Source organism: uncultured Fibrobacter sp. (genome assembly GCF_947305105.1).
In the GTDB taxonomy this organism is placed as follows: Bacteria; Fibrobacterota; Fibrobacteria; order Fibrobacterales; family Fibrobacteraceae; genus Fibrobacter.
This window is the reverse complement of sequence record NZ_CAMZCS010000005.1, coordinates 137,255-158,748: the sequence shown is the minus strand read 5'-3', so window position 1 is coordinate 158,748 and position 21,494 is coordinate 137,255. Positions and strand designations below refer to the sequence as shown.

At 49.9% G+C, this 21,494-nt stretch carries 17 protein-coding genes; 7 read left to right on the top strand and 10 right to left on the bottom strand.

Annotation, left to right across the window (positions count from 1 at the left end):
* Positions 1-154 precede the first annotated feature (154 nt).
* On the top strand, positions 155-2,521 hold the full coding sequence (locus tag Q0Y46_RS04210) for a sodium-translocating pyrophosphatase (protein WP_366522471.1): 2,367 nt from the start codon (positions 155-157) through the stop codon (positions 2,519-2,521).
* A gap of 231 nt (positions 2,522-2,752) precedes the next feature.
* On the opposite strand, the gene Q0Y46_RS04205 is transcribed toward Q0Y46_RS04210, so the two are convergent.
* Positions 2,753-3,253 carry an 8-oxo-dGTP diphosphatase gene (locus tag Q0Y46_RS04205; protein ID WP_297945274.1) on the bottom strand — a complete coding sequence of 167 codons (501 nt, stop codon included), beginning with the start codon at positions 3,251-3,253 and terminating at the stop codon, positions 2,753-2,755.
* 92 nt (positions 3,254-3,345) lie between these two features.
* Here Q0Y46_RS04205 and Q0Y46_RS04200 point away from each other — a divergent pair, with 92 nt between their 5' ends.
* The 3 genes from Q0Y46_RS04200 to Q0Y46_RS04190 all read left to right on the top strand — a co-directional run bounded on the left by Q0Y46_RS04200 (position 3,346) and on the right by Q0Y46_RS04190 (position 8,149).
* Positions 3,346-4,095, top strand: coding sequence for a hypothetical protein (locus Q0Y46_RS04200; protein ID WP_297945271.1), 750 nt, complete (start codon positions 3,346-3,348; stop codon positions 4,093-4,095).
* 276 nt (positions 4,096-4,371) lie between these two features.
* Positions 4,372-6,783 carry an AAA family ATPase gene (locus Q0Y46_RS04195; protein WP_297945268.1) on the top strand — a complete coding sequence of 804 codons (2,412 nt, stop codon included), beginning with the start codon at positions 4,372-4,374 and terminating at the stop codon, positions 6,781-6,783.
* Positions 6,776-8,149: a DUF917 family protein gene (locus tag Q0Y46_RS04190; protein WP_295678155.1), complete on the top strand. Its 1,374-nt coding sequence runs from the start codon at positions 6,776-6,778 to the stop codon at positions 8,147-8,149. The genes Q0Y46_RS04195 and Q0Y46_RS04190 overlap by 8 nt, the downstream gene beginning before the upstream one ends.
* A 65-nt stretch (positions 8,150-8,214) precedes the next feature.
* Here Q0Y46_RS04190 and Q0Y46_RS04185 read toward each other — a convergent pair whose 3' ends face one another.
* The 7 genes from Q0Y46_RS04185 to Q0Y46_RS04155 all read right to left on the bottom strand — a co-directional run bounded on the left by Q0Y46_RS04185 (position 8,215) and on the right by Q0Y46_RS04155 (position 14,265).
* Positions 8,215-9,684: a cellulase family glycosylhydrolase gene (locus tag Q0Y46_RS04185; protein ID WP_297945265.1), complete on the bottom strand. Its 1,470-nt coding sequence runs from the start codon at positions 9,682-9,684 to the stop codon at positions 8,215-8,217.
* Between the two features lie 214 nt (positions 9,685-9,898).
* A complete protein-coding gene (locus Q0Y46_RS04180) occupies positions 9,899-10,420 on the bottom strand; it encodes a hypothetical protein (protein ID WP_297945262.1) in 522 nt (173 codons plus the stop codon).
* 199 nt (positions 10,421-10,619) lie between these two features.
* On the bottom strand, positions 10,620-11,021 hold the full coding sequence (locus tag Q0Y46_RS04175) for a hypothetical protein (protein ID WP_297945259.1): 402 nt from the start codon (positions 11,019-11,021) through the stop codon (positions 10,620-10,622).
* Between the two features lie 108 nt (positions 11,022-11,129).
* Complete coding sequence (locus tag Q0Y46_RS04170) at positions 11,130-11,564, bottom strand: hypothetical protein (protein WP_295678160.1); 435 nt, start codon at positions 11,562-11,564, stop codon at positions 11,130-11,132.
* Positions 11,561-12,421: a DUF6544 family protein gene (locus Q0Y46_RS04165; protein ID WP_295859286.1), complete on the bottom strand. Its 861-nt coding sequence runs from the start codon at positions 12,419-12,421 to the stop codon at positions 11,561-11,563. Before Q0Y46_RS04165 ends, Q0Y46_RS04170 begins: the two co-directional genes overlap by 4 nt.
* Positions 12,422-13,330, bottom strand: a complete 909-nt coding sequence (locus tag Q0Y46_RS04160; RefSeq protein WP_297945256.1) for a hypothetical protein — start codon at positions 13,328-13,330, stop codon at positions 12,422-12,424. It lies immediately after the preceding gene.
* Positions 13,331-13,332: 2 nt separating this feature from the next.
* The gene (locus Q0Y46_RS04155) at positions 13,333-14,265 is read right to left on the bottom strand and encodes a T9SS type A sorting domain-containing protein (RefSeq protein ID WP_295859281.1); all 933 of its coding nucleotides are present in this window, start codon (positions 14,263-14,265) and stop codon (positions 13,333-13,335) included.
* Between the two features lie 191 nt (positions 14,266-14,456).
* On the opposite strand from Q0Y46_RS04155, the gene Q0Y46_RS04150 reads away from it, so the two are divergent.
* The gene (locus Q0Y46_RS04150; protein WP_295678165.1) at positions 14,457-15,290 is read left to right on the top strand and encodes a TIGR02147 family protein; all 834 of its coding nucleotides are present in this window, start codon (positions 14,457-14,459) and stop codon (positions 15,288-15,290) included.
* A gap of 85 nt (positions 15,291-15,375) precedes the next feature.
* On the top strand, positions 15,376-17,145 hold the full coding sequence (locus Q0Y46_RS04145) for a hypothetical protein (protein ID WP_295678166.1): 1,770 nt from the start codon (positions 15,376-15,378) through the stop codon (positions 17,143-17,145).
* A gap of 85 nt (positions 17,146-17,230) precedes the next feature.
* On the opposite strand, the gene Q0Y46_RS04140 is transcribed toward Q0Y46_RS04145, so the two are convergent.
* The gene (locus Q0Y46_RS04140) at positions 17,231-19,219 is read right to left on the bottom strand and encodes a carbohydrate-binding domain-containing protein (RefSeq protein ID WP_297945251.1); all 1,989 of its coding nucleotides are present in this window, start codon (positions 19,217-19,219) and stop codon (positions 17,231-17,233) included.
* A 146-nt stretch (positions 19,220-19,365) separates the two neighbouring features.
* A complete protein-coding gene (locus tag Q0Y46_RS04135) occupies positions 19,366-20,799 on the bottom strand; it encodes an aldehyde dehydrogenase family protein (protein WP_297945249.1) in 1,434 nt (477 codons plus the stop codon).
* Positions 20,800-20,948: 149 nt separating this feature from the next.
* Between Q0Y46_RS04135 and Q0Y46_RS04130 the strand changes: the two genes are divergently transcribed.
* Positions 20,949-21,464, top strand: coding sequence for a gamma carbonic anhydrase family protein (locus tag Q0Y46_RS04130; protein WP_297945246.1), 516 nt, complete (start codon positions 20,949-20,951; stop codon positions 21,462-21,464).
* The last annotated feature ends 30 nt before the right edge of the window (positions 21,465-21,494 follow it).

Below are 21,494 nucleotides of genomic sequence, written 5' to 3'. Positions count from 1 at the left end.
ATCCCTTGATAAAAAAACTCTTCGTACAAATTGGAATAATGCCTTTTTGTGTATTGACATTTTTTTGCAAATAATTAAAAAACATATTTCATTTGGAATTTTTTGTGATAGATTAATTCTAGGCTTTTTTCCCATATAAAATGAGGTCTCCATGATCACGATTCCAAGCTATTGGTATTTCGTTCCTGTTGCGGCCATTTTGGCCTTGTGCATGGCTTACAACTTCTTCAAGAAAATGATAAAGCAACCGTCCGGCACCGACAAGATGCGATCCATTGCTCGGTATGTTCGTATGGGTGCCTACGCTTATCTGAGGCGGCAGTACAAGACGGTGTCGATTGTATTTGTCGCGCTCTTCCTCATTTTCGTGGCACTTGCCTTCTTCAAAATCCAGAATCCGTTCGTGCCGGTGGCCTTCCTTACGGGTGGCTTCTTTAGCGGGCTTTGCGGTTTTCTGGGCATGAAAACGGCCACCTATGCGAGCGCCCGTACGGCGCAGGGGGCGATTTCCAGCTTGAATCAGGGCCTTGTTATCGCGTTCCGTAGCGGTGCCGTGATGGGCCTTGTCGTGGTGGGTTTTGGCTTGCTCGACATTTCGGCTTGGTTCTTCGCGCTCAACTACATCTACGACAACAATGTGTTCGGTTTCGGTGCGGATATCGCCGCCAAGCTTTCGCTAGGCGGCTGGTCGGATGCGCTTATCAATAACGATGCATGGCGTCACGGCAAGATGGTCGAAATTACGACGACAATGCTCACGTTCGGCATGGGTGCGTCGCTCCAGGCGCTCTTCGCGCGTGTGGGCGGCGGCATTTACACGAAGGCGGCGGATGTCGGCGCCGACCTTGTCGGCAAGGTGGAAGCCGGTATCCCGGAAGACGACCCGCGCAACCCGGCGACGATTGCGGACAATGTGGGCGACAACGTCGGCGATGTGGCCGGCATGGGCGCCGACCTCTACGAATCCTATTGCGGTTCCATACTCGCGACGGCGGCGTTGGGTGCTGCACTGCCGGGTGTCGGGCTGACCTACGTGATTTCCCCGATGCTCGTTGCTGCCATTGGTATTGTTCTCTCGATTGTTGGAATTTTCATGGTGCGAACCAAGGAAGATGCCGACACCAAGTCGCTGCTGCGTTCGCTTTTGACGGGGACGCTCGGCTCGTCTATCCTGGTGCTGATTACCCTCTTTGTGCTCGTAAAGCTGGATTTCATCTCGCTCGGTATTTTTGGCTCCGTGCTCTCGGGGCTTGCCGCGGGCGTGCTGATTGGCCAGTTTACCGAATACTACACTTCTGATGCTTACAAGCCCACCCGCGGGATTGCGGGGCAGGCCAAGCTCGGAGCCGCGACGACGATTATCGATGGCATTTCCGTGGGCATGTTCTCGACGGGGCTGCCCGTGGTGACGATTGTCATCGGCATCATTGCCGCGTTCGGCTGTGCGGGCGGCTTCCAGAACATGGCCATGGGCCTTTACGGCGTCGGTTTCGCCGCAGTCGGTATGCTCAGTACGCTGGGCATCACGCTGGCCACGGATGCGTTCGGCCCGATTGCCGATAATGCTGGCGGCAATGCCGAAATGGCCGGGCTCGACGAGAAGGTGCGTGCGCGTACCGACGAACTCGACCAGCTCGGGAATACGACGGCAGCGACGGGTAAGGGCTTTGCTATCGGCTCTGCCGCCTTGACCGCGATGGCTCTGCTTGCGTCTTACGTGGAAGAAATCAAGATCTGGATTGGCCACCTCGCGTCTTCCGCCGAAGGCGTATGGCGCGTGGGGAGCGTTGCGTTCGTGAACCATGCTGACGACCTCTTGAAGGTTGTCGGGAATGTCCCCGGCGTGAAGCTTTTGGATGAGGGAACCCGCGCCATTTCGGCCAACGGCGACCTGATAGGCATGGTGGCGAGCCGCGTCAACTACACGGACTTCATGCATGTGTACAACCTGAACCTCATGAACCCGATGCTGCTTGGCGGTCTCTTTATCGGTGCGATGATGGGATTCATCTTCTGCGCGCTGACGATCAAGGCAGTGGGCCGCGCCGCGAGCGCGATGGTGGAAGAAGTTCGCCGCCAGTTCCGCGAAATTCCGGGCATCATGGAAGGCACGGGCCAGCCCGATTACGCCCGTTGCGTCGAAATCTCGACTGTCGGTGCGCAGCGCGAGATGGTGCTCCCGTCGTTGATTGCCGTGGTTGTCCCTGTGGTTGTTGGTTTGTTCATGGGCGTTGCGGGCGTGTTCGGCTTGCTTGTCGGCGGTCTTGCCAGCGGCTTTGCACTTGCGACGATGCTCAACAATGCCGGCGGAGCGTGGGACAATGCGAAGAAGTTTGTCGAAAAGGGCAACTATGGTGGCAAGGGCTCAGAGACGCACAAGTCCGCCGTCGTGGGCGATACCGTGGGTGATCCGTTCAAGGATACCGCGGGCCCCTCGCTGAACATCCTCATCAAGCTCATGACCATGGTGAGCGTGGTTTTTGCCGGCGTTATCGCGCGTTTCGGCGGTTTCCTGTTCTAAATCCCGAATTTCCCCAAAAATGAAGAAGTCGACCTAACTCTAGGTCGGCTTCTATGGGGTTGGTTTGGAGTATGTTTTTAATATAGGAAATAAATTTCAATGTTTTGTCACGTTTTTGTATAAAAGTTTACTTTTTTTTGATTTTTGTTGAATAATTTACAACTCAAAACGACTGTTTGTAAACTTGCATTTACGTTTTGTGACTGAAAATCGACTGGAATTTGACTGAAATTAAGCCCTGTCTTCGTCTACAAAGTCCGAAAGCGTGACTTTTTCCTCGTTCAAGAGGGCTTCGGTCAGGGTGCTCCCCACGTAGGTCAGCTTGAGCGAGAAGAACGGTTCGCCCCTTTCGAGCAGGGCGAGGAAAATCAGGTCGCCGTCCCAGTGGGGGAGTTCGCGGACCTTCGCCTTGTCGACCCATTCCAGGTTCCCCTCGTCGCATTCCTTGAGTTCCCCCGAGAATTCCGTAGCCGTGAACAGGTGCATGAATTCCGTCTGGTCCATGCCGTCGCTGATGAAGGTGACAATACCGCGGTACTTGGGCCGAATCAGGGTGAGGCCTGTTTCTTCGAGGCATTCCCTGCGGATGCAGTCTTCCGGGGATTCCCATTCCATGAACTTTCCGCCGATACCAATCCACTTGTCCTTGTTGATGTCGTTCTTCTTCTTGACGCGGTGCAACAGCAGGTATTTGCCGTCTTGTTCGATATAGCAGAGAGTGGTGTTAATCATGGGTGGCCTTTTTTCCCAAATATAATTTATGGGACGAACTGAACTTGAAATAAAAGAGGGTGCTTTCGGGCAATTCAGTATATATTTATGGCATGATGAAAAATATCTTGTTCATGGTCGTGATTGTATGCCTTGTCCTGGTTGCTTGCCATTCATCTCGCGGTCCCTATGTATATGAATTGCGTCCTATTGACAAAGCTTGGCAAGATGATCTTGATGACTTTTTTGATAGATATTTAACAAAGCATTCCTCGGAATTGGATTCGTCAAAGGATGGCTACTATTTTGTGTATGATCGGAGTGTTGAATTTGATGAACCGATTATGTGTTTCTTTTTCTATGACAAGGGCGACTCTATAACGATATGTCCGTTTCAAAATAAAGCACGTTGTAGAAATTATGATTTTAAATCGATGGATATCCGTGTGGAGGGTATTGAAAATGCATTGCCTTTATTACCTCGAACGGAAGCTTATGGCGGTCTATTTCGTAGAATATATGGATATAAAAAAGAGGGTAGGTCGAAAACATATTTTCGTTCATATCTGATGGATGCCTGTAATGATTATTACCAAATGGCTCATCAGCCTGTAGACACTTTATGTAAAGATAAATGGAAGCAATCTAATGAAGAGAACATTGAACAATTTGTTTTTAATAGCAAAATCTTTAATAGGTATGAGTATCTAGTAAATCGTCTATTTATAACAGAAAAGATAGAAGGATGGCGCGAAGCAGGCCTTATGCCAGAAGACGAATACGAAGATGTGATGCGTCGACATCAGGAAGAAATGTCAAAGCTCGAACGAGAATACGAAGAGTTGGAATATGTCTGTGACTGATTCCACATCTCAGCACTGATTGCAAAAAAAAATCCCGACGGCCGGAGCCGCCCTCCCGGAGTATAGCTCCGGAGCATCAAGACATTTACTTTATAATACAAAGTAAAAAAAAATAATACAAAATAAAGAATGGTGAATTGTGTCATACAACGTATGTGTGGCAATGTACAAATGTATGGCAATCGTCCGAAAATTGCCGTGTAGAGGGAAAAATGAATAAGTTTATTTTATTTGCAATTCTGTAATTTGAATGTATATTCGTTTATAGGTTAACTTATGCAATTTGTACAACGTGAAAAAGAAAAAAAGAAACTGTTGGATGCGTATCAGGCCATGCGACAGTCCGGCCGACAGCAACTGAGATTCGTCATAGGCGAGGCTGGAACCGGGAAAACAGTCCTGATTAACCAATTTCTCGATGAAATTTCCGCTACCACGGACCAAACGATTATTGTTTCAAGCAGCTGCAATGTACAGTCCGATTACAATATACCCTACCAGCCGTTCAAGGAACTGCTCAAGCAGTTGTTGAAAGACGTCGACGAGGAAGACTCCAAGGATTCCGAAAAGGAAAAATTCAAGGAGGTCTTCCGTTTCTGCGCTAGGACGGTATTCGAGCATGCTCCCGACCTGCTGGGGAACTTCATTCCCGGGACGTCCATCATTTCTGCGATAGGCCAGAACCTTTTCCAGGAAAAGGAGAAGGAACCGGCGCGCTCCATAGACGAGTCAAAAATTCTCGTGCAATATGTCGATGCCGTACGCTCCATTGCGGAGAAATACCGTCTGGTATTGATAGTGGACAATCTTCAATGGATAGACCCGTCCTCCGTGAATCTGCTCTACCAGCTCGTAATCGGCCTCAAGAACAGCCCTGTGATGATAATCGGCAGCTACCGAAGTACGGACATCGACATTATCGTGGGCGGGGAAAAACACTTGTTGAACAAGCTGATTACGGAGGTGAAAATCAGCCTGGGCAATGTCTTTGTCGACTTGGACAAGGTCTCCGAAGCTGATCGTCGCGAACTGATGGATAGGATGTTGGATTCGAACAGGAATATTCTCGATGGTCATTTTCGCAACAAACTTTTCGAGCGTACCAATGGCAACCCTCTTTTCATAAACGAACTCATGAACCTGTTGATTGAAAAGGGGATGGTCGTTTCCAAAAATGACGGGGTATGGTCGAACAATGCGAACCTTGATTGGGATTCCTATCCTGTCCGCATAGAAGGTATCATCCAGGAACGAATCGGTCGTCTGGAGGATTCTCTCGTGGAGGTTCTCTCGTATGCAAGCGTCCAGGGCTACACATTCATAGCGCAGGTCCTTTCCAAGACCATGGATATGCCTGAACGCAACATTCTCATGACACTTTCAAAAATCCTGCAAAAACAGCACCATCTGGTAACCGAGGACGACTGTATCCGTTGCAGCCAGGGGATTGTCTCGAAATTCAATTTCTCGAGCTACATCTTCCAGCAGTATCTCTATCAGGAACTGAGCCAAACCCAGCGAATGATGCTCCATAGTGACATCGCGCGCATTCTTGAGGACTACTTCAAGGACAACATCGAAGAGGCCGCTGGAGACATCGCACGTCATTACGAGATGTCCGAGGAGTACGATAAGGCGGTAAAATACATTAGGATAACCGTCGACAGCATGATGCGCCTTTCCGCTTATGGCAAGGCCGCCACGCTGATAAAAAAAGCCCTGGGCTTTTTGAAGGACATGCCCCAAAGTAGCGAAACGCGACGTGAAACCCTGTATTTCACAGTCCGGCTCTGTATCTGCTACAGAGACATAAAAGGATGGGGCGACCCGGAAGTGGAATGGCTCTATGACCAGGCCTGGAATCTTTGTGTAGAAAAACAGGACTTCGAAAACATCGATATCGTCATCGTGCTTTTCGGCAAATGGACAATTTACCTCGTGAAACTTGATTTGGACCAGTGCCTGCAACAAGTGCAAAAGAACCTTGAGATTGCAGACAAGTACGGGAACCGCATGCTGCACCTGAACTCGCTCATATCCGCGGCGAATACCTATTTCTGGCTGGGGGACCTCGAGAAGACTTGTGAATACGGCGAGTTGTTTTTGAGCGAAGCTGCAATGGACGGTGCGGGTGACGGCGCTCCGGCTCTCGACAGCCTGTTTGCCAACATGTTCCTGATGCTGGCGGAGCAGTTGCAAGGGAAAAAGGAAGAGGCGGAATTGCGCTACCACCAGATACAGGGCGACAAGGCCAAAAACAAGGATGCATTTTACCAGGTCGTGGCGGGGCAGGCTCTTTGCTGGTACAACTGGGGCGAGGAAGACTGGGATGCTCTCCATGGGCAGGCCAGCGAACTGATGCAGACTGCGGAAAAGTACAATTTCTGCTTCTATTACGGAATTGCCAAAATGTTCTACGGCGCTGCTCTTTACGAAAAAAGCGACAACGAAGTAAATGCTGAAAATATCATAAAGGATGGTTACCGGATATTGACTGAATCTAGCAAGTCGTCCCCGACCGCGATGCATTCGCTTTACGGCCTGATTCTCGGCGAGTTCTACCGCAAAAGCGGCAACAGGAACGAGCTCGAAACCTTTATCGACGCCGTGATTCAAACAGCCGAGGCGCACAACGAACGTGTTTACCTGGAAAAATTACATAAACTAAAGGAGGTCAATCATGACTGAATATGCTGTTGGAAGTTTGCCGTATGAACTGCAGAACATTGCTTTGGGGGCCTGCTTTCTTGGCAGTGGCGGGGGCGGAAAACTCAAAACCAGCCTCAAATACATTGATGATTATTTTTCCGCTAACAAGGAATTTCAAAATTTCCAAATAGCTGATTTAATAACTGATTTGAAGGACGCCAAGCCAAATGAATCCGGGATTGTCGTGGCCTATATGGGCGCTCCACAGAAAATGGACGAAATAAAATGCCCCGATGCCGTATGTGAAGGTATCAAAAAAATCATGGATTACAAGAATGCTGACCACATAGATTATATCATACCCGTCGAAATAGGCCCTGTATCTTCGATTACGGCCTGCCTGACCGCCCTTAAAATGAAAATGACTCCTAAAATGCAAAACGTACATGTGCTGAATGTCGATGGCGCCGGCCGAGCCGTGCCCACCTTGGACCTTATCTCCTACACCACGAATGCGCATGTCTCTGTGAACCCGACCTTTCTCTGCAGCGAAAATGAAAATGAAAATAAGAAACCTCCCGAAGCCCCAGTTTACCACCAGATAAAGCTTGAAATTTTCGGTGACAAGAAGCCGGGGGCCGTCTTTTCCGATGACATGGATTCGGGGGCAGCTTCAAAAATGGAATCCCTTGCAAGGCCCGTACTCAACATGGCAGAATTCGACCAGAGAGCCGGACTAGTTATGTGGTATTTTGATAACGTGACCAAACTTAAGGAAGACTACGCATCTGTGCCGGGAACGTTGACTTTCAGCTTGGAACAGGGGCGCGTCATACGGTCGATGCAAAGTGAAAATTGGGAATTTTCCAAAATTGAAGAATTGTTCAAGAGTCAGTCGATTTATCCCGCCATAAAAGAAAATTACCCCGCCATAAGAGAAATGTGCCGCGGGAAATTGATTAGCGCAACAACATCGACTGCAGGTGGTTTTGACGTAGGGGTTATCACCATAGAAGACGAAGGCGATTCCGCGCATCACTACACAATTATTTTTCAAAACGAAAGCCTTATCCTGTGGGATTCGAACTATGCAGACCCCTTGGCTATGGCCCCAGATCTCATTAGCTATTCGATTAAAGATAAACAAAAGCAATATGTCTTTACCAATGGCGATATCATGCTTAACGGCAAGTTAAATGAAGACCTAGAAGGAACAGAAATTATCGTTTATGGTATTGCTGCACCCGAAGCATTGACGGAATCCGATAAAAAAATAATGGATAAACGCAAGGATATCCTGAGCAATACGAATGCAGATGTGGAACATAATGCGTTGCCCGAGCATTATATGAGTATCTTGAATACTGTTGGTTATTACGGAAGATGCAAGTCGTTGAAAGAATAAAAATAAACATCTAAAAAAAATCCCGACGGCCGGAGCCGCCGGGATTCCTCTCTCTCTAAAAGAAACTACTTTATCAATAAACTAGCCTGGGATACGGAATGGCCCTGGGTTATTTGGACGATGTATTTCCCGGCGGGGAGGCTGTTCAGTTCTATGCTGTGCATGCCGCTGGAAAGCGCTTCGCTATGAGCCATTTTGGCGTGTCCGAGGGCGTCGAAAATCTTCACCGTCACAAGTCCCATCCTTGCAATGTTGAAGTTCAGCGTACGCCCCTGGAGGGTAATTGCTGCCGGTGCGGTTGATGCCACGGCGCGGATAGCGTCGGCGCTGCTGCTGGATTTGCCGGAATCGCTCTTCGGGGGTTGGGCGCTAGACGAGGATTCCTTGCTTTCAGCGGATGTCGGGGTTTGCGTTTCGGAGTTGCTCGATGGGGGTGGAGCCTTTGTCGGGCAGAGTGTATAGGTTTCGGCGTTCGTGCTCAGGTAGCTCTTGAGCGTGTCGCCGGACTTGGTAAAGGTGAGGCTTGTCGGGGTGGCTGTGGCGGAGTCGAATGCGGCGGAGCCTTCGTTGATCCTCGATGCCGACCAGTTTGCCCAGGAGAGCTTGTGTTCGTTCATCCAGTTTTGCCATCCGTCGTTGTCGCCGGCGACACTGCCTTTACCGTCGGAGGTGGTGACACCCCATTCGCTCACGAACACGGAGAGGCCCGCGTTCATCGCTTCTACGGCGTTTTCGCCTTCGCAGGGCCAGCTTTGCCCGAACATTCCTTCGTGCTTTCCGGAAAAACAGTGCGTTCCGGCGTAGTAGTGGAACGTATAGGCGGTGTTCTGCTTGGGGTCGTTGATTTCGCTGCCGATGACCCGGTTGGGGTATTGGTCCCATTCCGGCGTGCCGACGAGAATCAGGTTGTCGGAATACTTGCGGATTTCGGCCACCACGGCGTCGGCGTAAGTCTTGATGACGCTCCACTCGATTTTCTGAGGCTCGTTGAAAACTTCGAAAATGACGTTGTCGTACTGGCCGTATGCCTGGGCCATCTCGCCGAAGAACTTGACCGCGTTTTGAGTCTGCGTGTTTGCTGTATGCGAATGCCAGTCGATGATGACGTAGATGTCCTGTTTGATGGCCGCCTCGACGACCCTCTTTACAAATTGGGTTTGCGAATCGGGCTGGACTGCGTAGCCGATGTACTTGCCCTTGGTCCAGTCTTCGTTACCGGCTGCCATGGCCGCGCGCACAATCTGGATTTTCATGTCTTTCACCATGGTGGTTATACCGTCTTCGCTCCAGAAGTCGAGGGCCTCGTCCATGAGGCTCCAGTAGAGGCTCATTCCGCGCACTTGCACCTCGGCGCCGTCCTTGACGCCTTCGCAGCTGCCGTAAATTTGTCCTTTGTTCTGGCTATTTTTGCCTGCGATGAGCTTGCCGTACTGGCTTACGGGACCAACGCGGGTCGGCGTAATGTCGGCAGCGACCGCACTCATACAGAATGCGGCTGCGATGGCAAAAATCGTGAATTGGGTTTTGTTTATCATCTTCCACTCCATTTTCAACCTGTAACCATAATTTACCTGTTTTTTCGCTCTTTTTGCAAAAAATAGGGTGGAAAGTGTTTACCACAGGAACCAGGTGTGCGCAAAAATCCAAAAGAAAAACTTTTCAAGGAAGGTGTTGCTTTTTTTTTAATGAAAATGTATATTATTTAAGCCCGGGGCTGCTATGCCCAGGGTAACCGGTAGCCAGTAAGTTTCACTTACTGGCTACCTTAATTTTAGCAGCATTCCATACTTCCTTTAAATGAATTCTGTGGATTTCTTTATCGCAACTGATGAAGAAAAATTCTTCAAATTCAAAAGGATAGGCGTATTTAGGATTGTCGGATAACGCCTTCATAAACTTTCCTTTTATCGTGTTTATAACATTCTGGACACTATAGTTTTTATCGGTAGCTATGAAAACATAATCCTTACTTTGTGTTGTCGCATATACAAGCCTATCCCAAATTTTCTTTCTTTGCCCTGTCACAAGTTTCATTTCAGCAAACAAGCCGTCAACTATTGCATCAGGCCGACGTCCACCCAAATTCATATTCTTCTTTTCTAGGATAAGCCATACAGAATGGCCTGCATTTCTTAGAATTGTCGACAAATAGATTTCCCTTTTCAATTTTGCGGGTTCATTGCCTTTTTCTGATTCTGCTCGTCTTGTTTTGGATATTTTGACGCCATTTTCTGTATCCCAAATCTCATTCGGGAATAATTTTTTTGCCAAACGTCTTGAAGCGTTTTCTTGTATGGTTCGTTGGGAAGAGTTGTCTATAATTTTTTTTCACATTTATATAGACTTTTTTCTTATTGATGTTGGCCGTTTTTTTTTTTGTAAAAAAATGTGCATTAAAAAATCCCGGGAAAATTGCTTTTCTCGGGGTGTTTTGGGCGTTTTTTGCGCCCGGTGATATCGGCGTTATTGCCTATTTGACGAATGCGCTCAGCAGCTTTTTGGCCTCGTCACCTGCGGCGAAGCGAATTTCGCCTATGGTGTGGTACTCGAACCCAGAGAACTGCTGCAGGTGCAGTGCGGCGAACTCGTGATCCCGTGAATAGCACAGGTTCAGGCGGAAATTCCCGTTGGCGCTTGTCTCCGGACGGCCCTCTTTTTTGAGGACGGCAAAGAGTTCGCTTTGTGTAGCTTCGAGAATCGCCTTGACTTTTTGGCCTTCAGCGGGGCTGTAATCCAGGCAGACTCCCACGACGGGCGAGTTTGTCGGGGTGTAGGTGACTTTGGTCATGAGGCCGAAGCACTTTTTTTCGGTCTTGATGTAGATTTGGCTGAAGAGGGCGCTCGCCATCTCCATTTTGGAAATGTTTTCCATTTTCTTTCTCCGACGGAATAAACCGTCTTGTTAAATTATTTGATTTTTTTCGCTGTTGATTCTGTTGACCGGCGGTCTCCAGAATGGCAATGTGGAGAAAGAATCTTGTTAACAGAGAATGCGCTGTAGCGTGAATACGTAATAGTCTTTAGGGGCTTGGTATGCGAGCGGGGTAGGGAACCCGTTGTGTGCGTTAGTGCGGGGTGTGCTGTGGATGCCCGCAGGTGCCGTGGCTCGTCTGGAAAATCCGGAATCGCGCCCGCCGAATCCTTGGAAGTTGCCGCTCCGTAATGTCCGCGAAAGAGTCTGCTGGCCAGGCCTACGGGTGAGTAAAACGGCTTCCGATGTCGTCTCGCGGGAGAGGAATAACCGTTCGCCAGCAAAGTCGTTGGCGAGGAGATCGTGACTTGCTCCGTCTGAAACCTGGACCGCATCGGAGGAATTCCCGTAATCGTAAACAAAAGACCCTTCGACAATGGCGGCACTGATCGCGAACACCGCGACCGCAATCATCGAGAGAATATTTTGCCTAAGGAATTTCATTTTACCTCAGTGCCGTTTACGCGGCTTATTTTTCCATCAAAATAGATAAAATCGCCGTCCTTGTTCTTCCATACGGCGCGGAAGACGGTCGGGCGCCTGATTCCATCCGAGTATTCCTTGTAATTTACGCACTGCGCTTCCCAGGGAGTGTATACGATGCTCCCGTCGGGGGCGATTTGCCCGCGGTCATTCGTCGTGAACGAGATCATCTCGTAGGAATCGTTGAAGTGGAAAACTCCGGATGTGCTCACGCCCTTGTTCGTGATGGTGGCTTCTACGGTATGCTCGTCAACTTGCTTGAACGTGATGAAATCTTTCAGGAGCGCTTCCGGCAAGAAGAATGCTTCGGCAAGGTAGGTGATGAGACATGCCTTGTCCATTTCGGGGCCAGTCTGGTCGAATAGAGTAAAGAGTTTCACGAGGACGCCCTTCATGCCGCCCTTGCCATCCATGTAGTAATCGTATCCCTGGAAGGGAATGCCGAACATCTTGCTATCGATAAATGCAAGCCTGTCTGGGGAATCGGCAAAGTCTGTGTGCGTGTAATCAATCTTGAGGCGAGGCTTGTTTACGCCCAAGCCGAAATTGACATCCCTGTATTCCATCGATAAGACGTTCTGCCGCTTTGCTCCGATGTAGCCGTTCAATTCCAGATACTTTTGAATTGTTGGCGGCAAGTCCTTGAAATCGTCTGCTGTATATTTATCGCTGGCGACGGCTGCGATTTTTTGCGTCCTTGCTTCGACATCCGTTTTGAACTGTGATTTGACGGGCGAATAGGGAATATTGAACCACACCGCTAGAATCAGGATGAGAGCGGCAACAACAATCAGGACTATCATAAACTTTTTCTTCATCTAGAACAAATCCAGTGAGCTGTCCAGGTAGATTTCTTCGCGCACCTTGAGCTGGTGCTCGGGCCTAGTCATGTAGTAAAGTAGAAATTCCAGGATGATGGCGCTGCCGAGGCTGCGACCCTCGATTTTGAAATGGCGGAATCCAGCTGGCGCGAACACGTTCTGGATGTCGTCTATCCCGATGAATCCGGGGTTCTTCATGGCGTCGGAAAAGCGGTAGCCTCTTTGGGCGGTGGGCGAGACGCATTCATGGTCTGCGCAGTCTTCGCCGAGGCTTTTGCGGCTTACGTTCTCGTAGCAGTTCTTGCGATCGTGGCAACCGAACCAGCAGCATTCGTTGCACAGGAACTCGACCTTCTGCTTTTGCGCGTCCGTGAGCGTGTTCAGCTTGTTAAATTGCTTGTTTAGGCGGAAGTCCGGCACTACATAGCTGAAATCGTCGCGGTCCAGTTCCGCCTTGAACTGTTCGAAGTCCGTGAGCACTTTCGTGGTCGAGGAGACGAAATAGAATCCGGGGTATTTCGCCTTGATGTAGTCGAGCAGGAGGTCTGAATGGACGATGATGCCGGCACGGTCTTTGCCCGCGCCATCGCTTGCACTACTCTCGAACATATTGCACAACGCATTGCATCGCGCATCGTCAAGGTGTTCTTCGCGAATCAATGAATTGCTGAAGGTAAGCCGTGCCGAAATTCCGTATTCTTTCACGAGTGCGGCAACTTTTTCCGGCTCGGCATCCCCGAAACCGACGCGCCCGCCACCCCAGATGCAGTCCTTCGGCACTCCATAGATGGAGCCGATATCGCACCAGTCGTAGAAGTATTCCCGGTGCTCGCGCCAAAGCGGCAAGAAGGCCTTGTACAGGTCGTAGAATTCGAACAGTCCGGGAAGGTGGTAAAAGATTTTCATTGCTACTTCAGGACAATCTTGCCGCTGAAATCGACTGAATTACCGGAAGCGCGGACTACGTAGACGCCTGCATCAAGGGCGGAAAGGTCAAGAGCGGAAGTCCCCTGCACGGAGCCCTTCTTGACTATCTGTCCCCGGAGATTGATAATCTCGACGGAGGCGCTGGACGTAATCCCGGTGAAGGAAACCCTGCGGCCGGCAACGATGGTGTTTACGCCCGGAGCGGAACGGAGAGCCCTGGGTGCATCGCTTATAAGCGGCTTATTAGGTAATGGTCCGATTTGGTATATGTGGAAACTTCCTTCCGTACTGTCCCTGGACTGGATCTTGAATCTGATTGCGACAAGCTTGGTGGCGGCCTCCGGGCCGGTAATCTTCTCTCCCTTGCCCCAACCGCCCTGTGCGAATTCTTCCCAGGGAATTTCCTTTGTGGTGCCACCGGTACTCTTGGGGAGTTTGTAAACCGGTTTGTCGTTTCCTAGTGCCTTGTTGACATCCTCTCCGAGATCCAATTCAAGTACGGGAGCGAAGGTGCATGTATAACTGATCTTTATGCCGCCCCAAGCGCTTGCGTCACCTGGTACTGGGGTGCTGTCCGTTAGACTTGCGTAACCGACGACGTTGAAACCGACTCCGACGTACGGGTCGAAGTCCAAGGCTGCACCGGAAAGCACGACATGGCCGCAAATGCCGTGGCAGAAGTCAACTATGGGTTGATAGGAGTTTTCATCCCATTCAGAACCCTTTTCGACCGGCCATATGATTTTGGAAAGGCCGCTATCAATGGAATCGTTGAACTCGAACCAGTAACCAGCCGTTGCGGTTGCGTTATCAAGTTCTGTATTGACCTTCTCTGTTTCGCCATCCCATTGATAAAAAGCCATTGCTGCAATGGACAGTGCAGCAATGGTAGTGTATAATAACCTAATATTCATAGCATCCTCCTGTCAAAAATAACTTTAAAAGTCTAAGCGGCTTATTTGAAAATTCAAAAAAAACTCAATTCTGTGATGCAAGTGTCATGAATTTGTGTTTTTTTTAATTTTGTATCATAAAAAACTTGACTGATGATACAAAATAGTTTATATTAAGAGTACAAGGTTAATGATTCATGTTAGGAGTCTTTATGAAACCGATAACGGAATATAACGATTATCGCTGCTGCATGCAAGATTTTTACGATGAACGTAAACGGACGAGTTCGTTTACTTGGCGAGAATTTGCCCGTTTGGCGGGCTTCACTTCGCCAACGTATTTAAAGCTGGTCTGCGAAGGGAAAAGTAGTCTTAGTGAACTAGGAATTGAAAGAGTGGCTTCGGCCATGAATTTGGGAGGTTTTGAATGTGCTTATTTCCGCTATTTGGTGCGGTATAACCAGGCGAAGGATGACGAAACTAAAAAGAACGCCTTCGCCAGCATGAAGGATATCGCGAAAGCCAACAAGATTCGTGTGGTGGACAGCGATGCCTTCACTTATTTTGAATCATGGAAAAATCCGGTCCTGCGCGAACTCGTGGCGATGATGCCGGGGGCTACTCCCGAGGCTGTTGCCGAAATGTGCTGGCAGCCAATTACTGCTGATGAGGTTCGTAAATCCTTGGACTTTATGGTGAGCGTTGGAATCTTGAAACGTAAATCCAAGAATGTCTATGTGCAGACGGATAAGGGCTTGGTCGGAAATTCCGAAGTGATGCCTTTGGTGGTGCGCTCCATGCACCGCGAAATGGCGGGCTTTGCTCAGAAGGCCATTGATGCATTTGGCATCCAGGAACGTGATGTTTCCGGTGTGACGATGGGGATTGACCGCGAAGCCTATGAACAGATTGTGCGGGAATTGGACTCCTGCCGCAGAAAAATTGTGGCTATTGCCAACATGAGTAAGGACCCATGTCAAGTTTATCGCTTGAACTTGCAGATGTTTCCTTTGTCGAAAATTACACATAAAAAAAATGAGGGTTAATATGAATAAATACATGACAACAAACGTTTTATGTTGGGGGTTGTTGGGTGCCCTAGCATTGACTGCGTGTTCGCATGACGCCGGGATGTCTCAAAATTTCGGTACTACCGAAGAAAAGAACGCATTCTGGGACGAATCGTCCAACCTTAAGGCATGGAACGTCATGAAAGGCTCCGAAATTAAGCTGAATGCGAGCAAGAAGGCTTTGGCGGGGCGAGTTACTCTTGATAAATCGATTGACGATAATTCTGCACGTGCCGGTATCGCCTATGATGTTTCCAACTCCGATGGTTCTCCTACTGACCTTTCTAAGGGCAATGACGGTTTGTGCATTGCGTACCAGTCCGATTTTGTCGTAGAAGTCCGTCTTGATGTGGACGACTATGCCAGTTCCTCTGTGAACAAGGATTTGCCTTCTGTAAGCTTGAGCATGAAGGATACGGTAGCCGGAAGTCATTGCGCATCTTGGGATGATTTCATGATGAAATACTCGGATGACGTAGAGGGTTCCAAGTATGTCAAGAAGGTGCGTTCTGTGCAAATCGTTTTTGTGGGCGAGTCGGGTTCAATGGGTGAATTTAGCATTAAACGTCTGTCTCCTTATGTTCGCTCGGATTTGTGGTTTGGCAAATCAGACGGCGCTCGCGTAAAGACAGGTTATGCTAAAGGCGATGAAGGAACTTCTGGTACGATGACTTTCTTTGAAGATTCTTCCCATGCCTATTATGAATGGATGTATGATCTCCCCGAATTCGACTTCTTTCCCGAAGATTATACGGAGCTGGACAAAAGAATTGAACATCATGAAGGTTATCATGGACATGTTATCTTTAATGATGTTAACTCCAATCCGGATGTCGGTTTTGAATTCCTTGTTGCGGGTAAAACTACTATAAACGATCAGGACTTTATATACACGGCGGACGTGTCTGGTTTGTGGAAAGGTTTGTGCCTGGAATATGAATCGCAAATGGATATTGTAATGGAACTTATTCCTGGGGATTCTTCGGCAGGAACCCTTGAAAATAATGTCAAGACAATGACTTTTGCGAAAAATGATGATTTGGAAAAGACATGCATTCAATTTGCGGATGTCCTAGTTGGTTCCGATAGCAATATCCTGAAACATCTGGCAAAGATTCGTGTGAAATTCGCAAAGGAAAATAATGCCGGAACGGATGTTGCAATCAGACGAATTAGCGCCCTGGTGCCGGAGAATCTTTCTATCAGGGAAACTGGCGAACCCAAAGAAATAACGCCGACGGAATCTTCTAATTACAAGTCGGGAAAGAGTTTCTTGTGGGACGGTTCTACTGACGGTGACCACGTAAATCTCGGCATTTTCGGGACAAAGGCTGGCGGAGTTTGGACAAATTCTCCCGAAGAATCGGAAAAGTATAAATTCGGGTTCCCCGAAGATGTCGTGGCCGATGAAAATGGATATGTCATTGCTTCTTTGGTGAGTAAGTATCATGGTTTCCAGGGCTATGTAAAATCTGATGAAGATAACGACGATATTGCAACGATTGGCTTCAACACCGTTGGCCCGAACTTGGAACAAGCCGATATTAGCGCTTGGAATGGCTTCTGCATCCATTACATGGTTGATAGCGAAATCAGAATAGCGCTCGTCACGGATGCTGCGGCAAATAAATACTGGTATGCAGAAGTTGATTATTCCGATGATATGGTATGGGGTAAGGTGTCTTGGGATGCCTTCAAGAATATTGACGAAGAGTCCAATGAAAAAATCGAAGATGTTATAGGTAAAATCTCCCAAGTCCAAATCCGATTCCCCCACGATGGCGAATTTGTCGTTGACAAGTTTGGCTCCTATGACCAGTGTGGTAAGTAAACTAATCTGAGGGTTATCTAGAGCATAATAGCCGCGAGAAATCGCGGCTATTTCTGTGTAATTCGGTGGATTTGGGACTTTCGGATTACTTGTAGTACACGCAATTCGTGGTGCTCGAGCCGAAGCATTGCTTCTGCATGCCATCGACGCTGCTCACGGCGGCGGGCTGGCCCACGTTCGAGACCATCTTGCTGCCGTTGAATGTCGGCTTGAAGGCGATTTCGGAAGTGCCGTAGTAGTTGCCGGCAGTGAAGGTCACGCTGTACTGCGTGCCTTCTTCGGAGTTGTTTGTGCCGAAGCCGAGCATCTTGCCGCCCTTGATATTTGTTTCGCCGTTGGAATCGACCATGCCGCCCATGCCGCCGTTCATGCGGCATTCGATGATGACGACTCCGCCGGTCATGTCAATATCGCCGTTGCTGTCCATGCCGTCGGTGTCGCCCGTGCCCACATAGAGGTAGTGGAAACCACCGGTAACTTTGATCTTGCTACCGTCGCTGCCGAAACCGAAGCCGCCACCGCCACCCGGGCCTCCGCGTCCGCCGTTGTTCCCGCCGGTGCTGCTCGATGCGTTTGCTCCGGCCGCGTTCCAGGCGTCGTCCGTGGTGATCACGCTCGTGACGCCACCCTCGAAGTTCATGTAGGCCGCTTCCATGCCCTCGTAGGCCATGGTGACTTCCACGGTGCCGCCCTTGATGGTCAATGTTTTTTCGGCGTGGATGCCGTCGTCGTCTGTCTTGACTGTCGCGAATCCGCCGGTGATGGTGAGGTCGCCGTCGCTGTGGATGCCGTCGTCACGGCTGTTGATTTCGATTTTGCCCGCCTCTATGACGATGTTCGAGTCGGCCTTGAATCCCTTCATGCTTGAGTCGGGGGCGCAGGAGTTGCCTTCCATGCCGAAACCGAAGCCGCCGCCCGGACGCCCGCCTTGGCCGCCTCCGGTGCTGTTGCCGAGGCATGTCTGGCCGCCGCCTGCCGTAATCTTGATGGTTGGTTCTTCGGTGGTCTCGCCCTTGGTGATAAGCACGGTGTTGTTCGCGCTGATGCCGTCGTAGCCCGCCGTGATGGTGATGGTACCGCCGGCAATCTTGACGTTGCCCTTGCCCTGTGCGAGCGCTGCGGCGTCATCTTCGTCGCTCTTGATGCCATCGCCCATGGCTGCGTTCACGGTGATAGTTCCGCCGTTGATGGTGAGCGATGCCTTGCCCTTGAGGCCGCAGTTTGCGGCGGTGACGTTCAGGGTACCGGTGCTCTTTTTGATTTTGAGGTCGTTGCTCGTGTGGATGCCGTTGTTGTAGTTCGCCTTGACGGTGAGGCTTCCGCTGCCCTTGATGCTCAAGTCGTCTTTTGCATAGATGGCGGCCTTCGTCGTGTCCGTTCCGCTGTTGACCGTGTATGTTTTGGAGCGCGTCGCGCCGTCTTCGACGGAGTTCGTGGTGCCCTTGACTAGGTGGAGCTCCGCTTTTTCGGCGTTCTGCACGTAGATGGGCGCGTCGCTGCTCTTGAGCGATACCCCGTTCAAGAAGAGGTCCACCTTGCCGGTGTCGGTCGCCGCGGTGTTCACGATGACTTGGTAGTCGCTGGCTGTGCCCGTGAGGTAGTAGTTGCCGGAGCACTTGACGGTGACGACTCCGGCCGCCTTCTCGAGGCATCCGTTGTCGTTGGCGATGGTGACATCGGTACCGCTGAACGTGAGAGTCGTCTCGGAACCGTCGAGGTTCACGTTGTCGTCTTCCTCGTTGTCGTCGGAACCTTCGCCGGGCTTTACTGTCGGAATGGTCTGAGATGCAGAACTTGCGGGGGAGGTGCCGGCACTTGTCGCCGTCGCTGCGGAGCCGGGCTTTTGCGCGGGATCGCTGGCCTGCGAGCCCGAACTGTTCGGGTTCGTGGCGGGAGTCTTTTCGCCGGTCTGCTGCACGTCGGGGGTGTCCGTTGTCGCTCCGCTAGAAATTTCTGTGAGGTTTCCGTCGCCCTGGAGCGCGGATTCCTGCGGAGACACGCTGGAGGAACTGTCACTACAGGCAATGATGAATACGGATGCGATACCGAACGGGATAGTCTTGAGAATACTCATGTTTTAACCAACCAATAAGTGCGCTTGTTTCTTCAGAAAATAAGTTTTTCCCTATAACAGCCATATGGGCGAAAAAAATTTTTTACACCCGATGTGAATGATTTCACGGGTTTTTGATTGGTTTTTGGGCGGAATGGGGGCTTTGGTTACATTTTTTTGAAAATACTGAGGACTTTCTGAACGGTTGCCTGGGCTTTCGACTTGCCGTAAGGCGCATGGAAAAACTTGACCACGTCGACGGGGCACTGTTTCATGACGTTCCTTTCATGGCTAAATGTCTTGAATCCGTAAAATCCGTGATAGTTCCCGATTCCGCTGTTGCCAACCCCTCCAAAGGGAACAGAAAGGTTCTCTATTTGGATGATGCAGTTGTTGACGCATGTGGAACCGGATGTCGTTTGCGCGATGACGGAACGGATTGCCTTCGGGGATTTTCCGAAAACGTACAGGGCAAGCGGTTTGGGGTTGTCTTGGACGTAGTGTAGGGCATTTTCCAGGGAATCGTAGGCGAGGATGGGCAGAACCGGGCCGAATATCTCGCCAGACATCACCTTCATTTGGAGCGTTACGTCTTTGAGTACGGTGGGGGCCACGTAGCGTTCTCCGATGACGCACTTGCCACCGATGGATATTGCAGCCCCTTTCTCGACAGCGTCGTAGATGAGCCCTTGGAGTTTTTCTGTTGTGGCCTTGTCGATGATTCTTGCGAAGTCAACGCTGTTCTTGCGGTCTTCTTCGGTCTCGCCGTACATGGCCTTGATGCTTTGGGCGATTTCGCTTGCCAAGGATTCAACCTTGCTGCGGGCGCAAAGGACATAGTCCGGCGCGATGCAGGTCTGCCCGGCGTTGATGAACTTGCCCCATGCGATTTTTTTTGCGGCATCTTTCACATCGGCATCGTCGAGGACGATGACTGGGGATTTCCCGCCCAGTTCCAGCGTGAGACCGGCATGGACCTTCTGGCTCATTTCGCCGACATGGGCTCCGATTTTGGAACTGCCGGTAAAGAACATGTGGTCGAAGGGAAGTTGCAGTAATGTATCGCCGATTGCTGAGCCGGACGCTTCGATGACGGCGATTTCGTCTTTTTCGAACAGGGATTCAAAAAGCGATGCGAGGAAGGCGCTGACGCATGGCGTCTTGTTGCTCGGTTTTGCGATAATCACGTTGCCTGCGGCAATTGCCGATGCTATGGGGGATACCAAAAGGAGCAACGGATAGTTCCACGGCGACATGATGAGTACACGGCCCTTGGGCTCGAATCTTGAATAGCTGTGGGTTGTCGGTAAAATGAGTGTTCGTTTGGCGGGCCGGTCCTTCATCCATTTTTTGAGGTGGCCAATCGCGTAGTCAATTTCTTCTATAGCGGGGAGGAATTCTGTTGTCCAGGCTTCGAAACGGCTCTTGCGGAAGTCTTTCCAGACGGCGTCAAAAAATTCATTTTTGCGTTTTACGAGGGCTTTGCGGAGCTTCTTGAGTTTGGCAATGCGTTCCGGTGCCGTAGTCGCAGCGACAGACCAGCGTTTTCGTCCCTGGTCTTCAAAGATACGATTAATTTGTCTTGAATCGATGAACTGCATGGTTGTTGAGAGAGAGGAGGGTGGAGTAATAACTAAACTAGAATTATTTCGGCTTTTCTCTGTGTTCCGAGATGCTTATTTAATTGTTACGGCCTGTTTTTGGGGGGAAGTAGCTTATCGTATGCTTTTTTTTTATGTACATTAGATGTATGGCTTCTTTAATCGAATACAAGGGAAAGACTCCCAAGATTGGTGAACGTGTGTTTATTGCCGAGGGCGCACGCCTTATCGGTCATGTGGAAATCGGCGACGATTCTTCCGTGTTCTATAATGCGGTTCTCAGGGCCGACCTTGCCGAAATCCGCGTCGGGCAGAGGTCCAACATCCAGGACAATGTGACGGTCCATCTCTCCACGGGAGTCGGTGTCCATATCGGCGACGACGTGATTGTCGGGCATAACGCCGTGCTGCATGCCTGCACCATCGAAAACCGCGTGCTTATTGGCATGGGGGCCATTGTGATGGACGGGGCGCACATCAAGTCCAACTGCATTGTCGGGGCAGGGGCGCTCGTTACGCAAGATAGGGAATTCCCGGAAGGTTCGCTTATCGTGGGCACTCCGGCGCATGTCGTGCGGAGCCTTACCGAAGACGAAATCCGCAAGGCACAGGAAAACGCCCAGCATTACCTCCAAATCAAGGACGAATTGTTGAAAGGGGAATGATTTTTATATCTTTTGGGTAGAAAAGGTAGA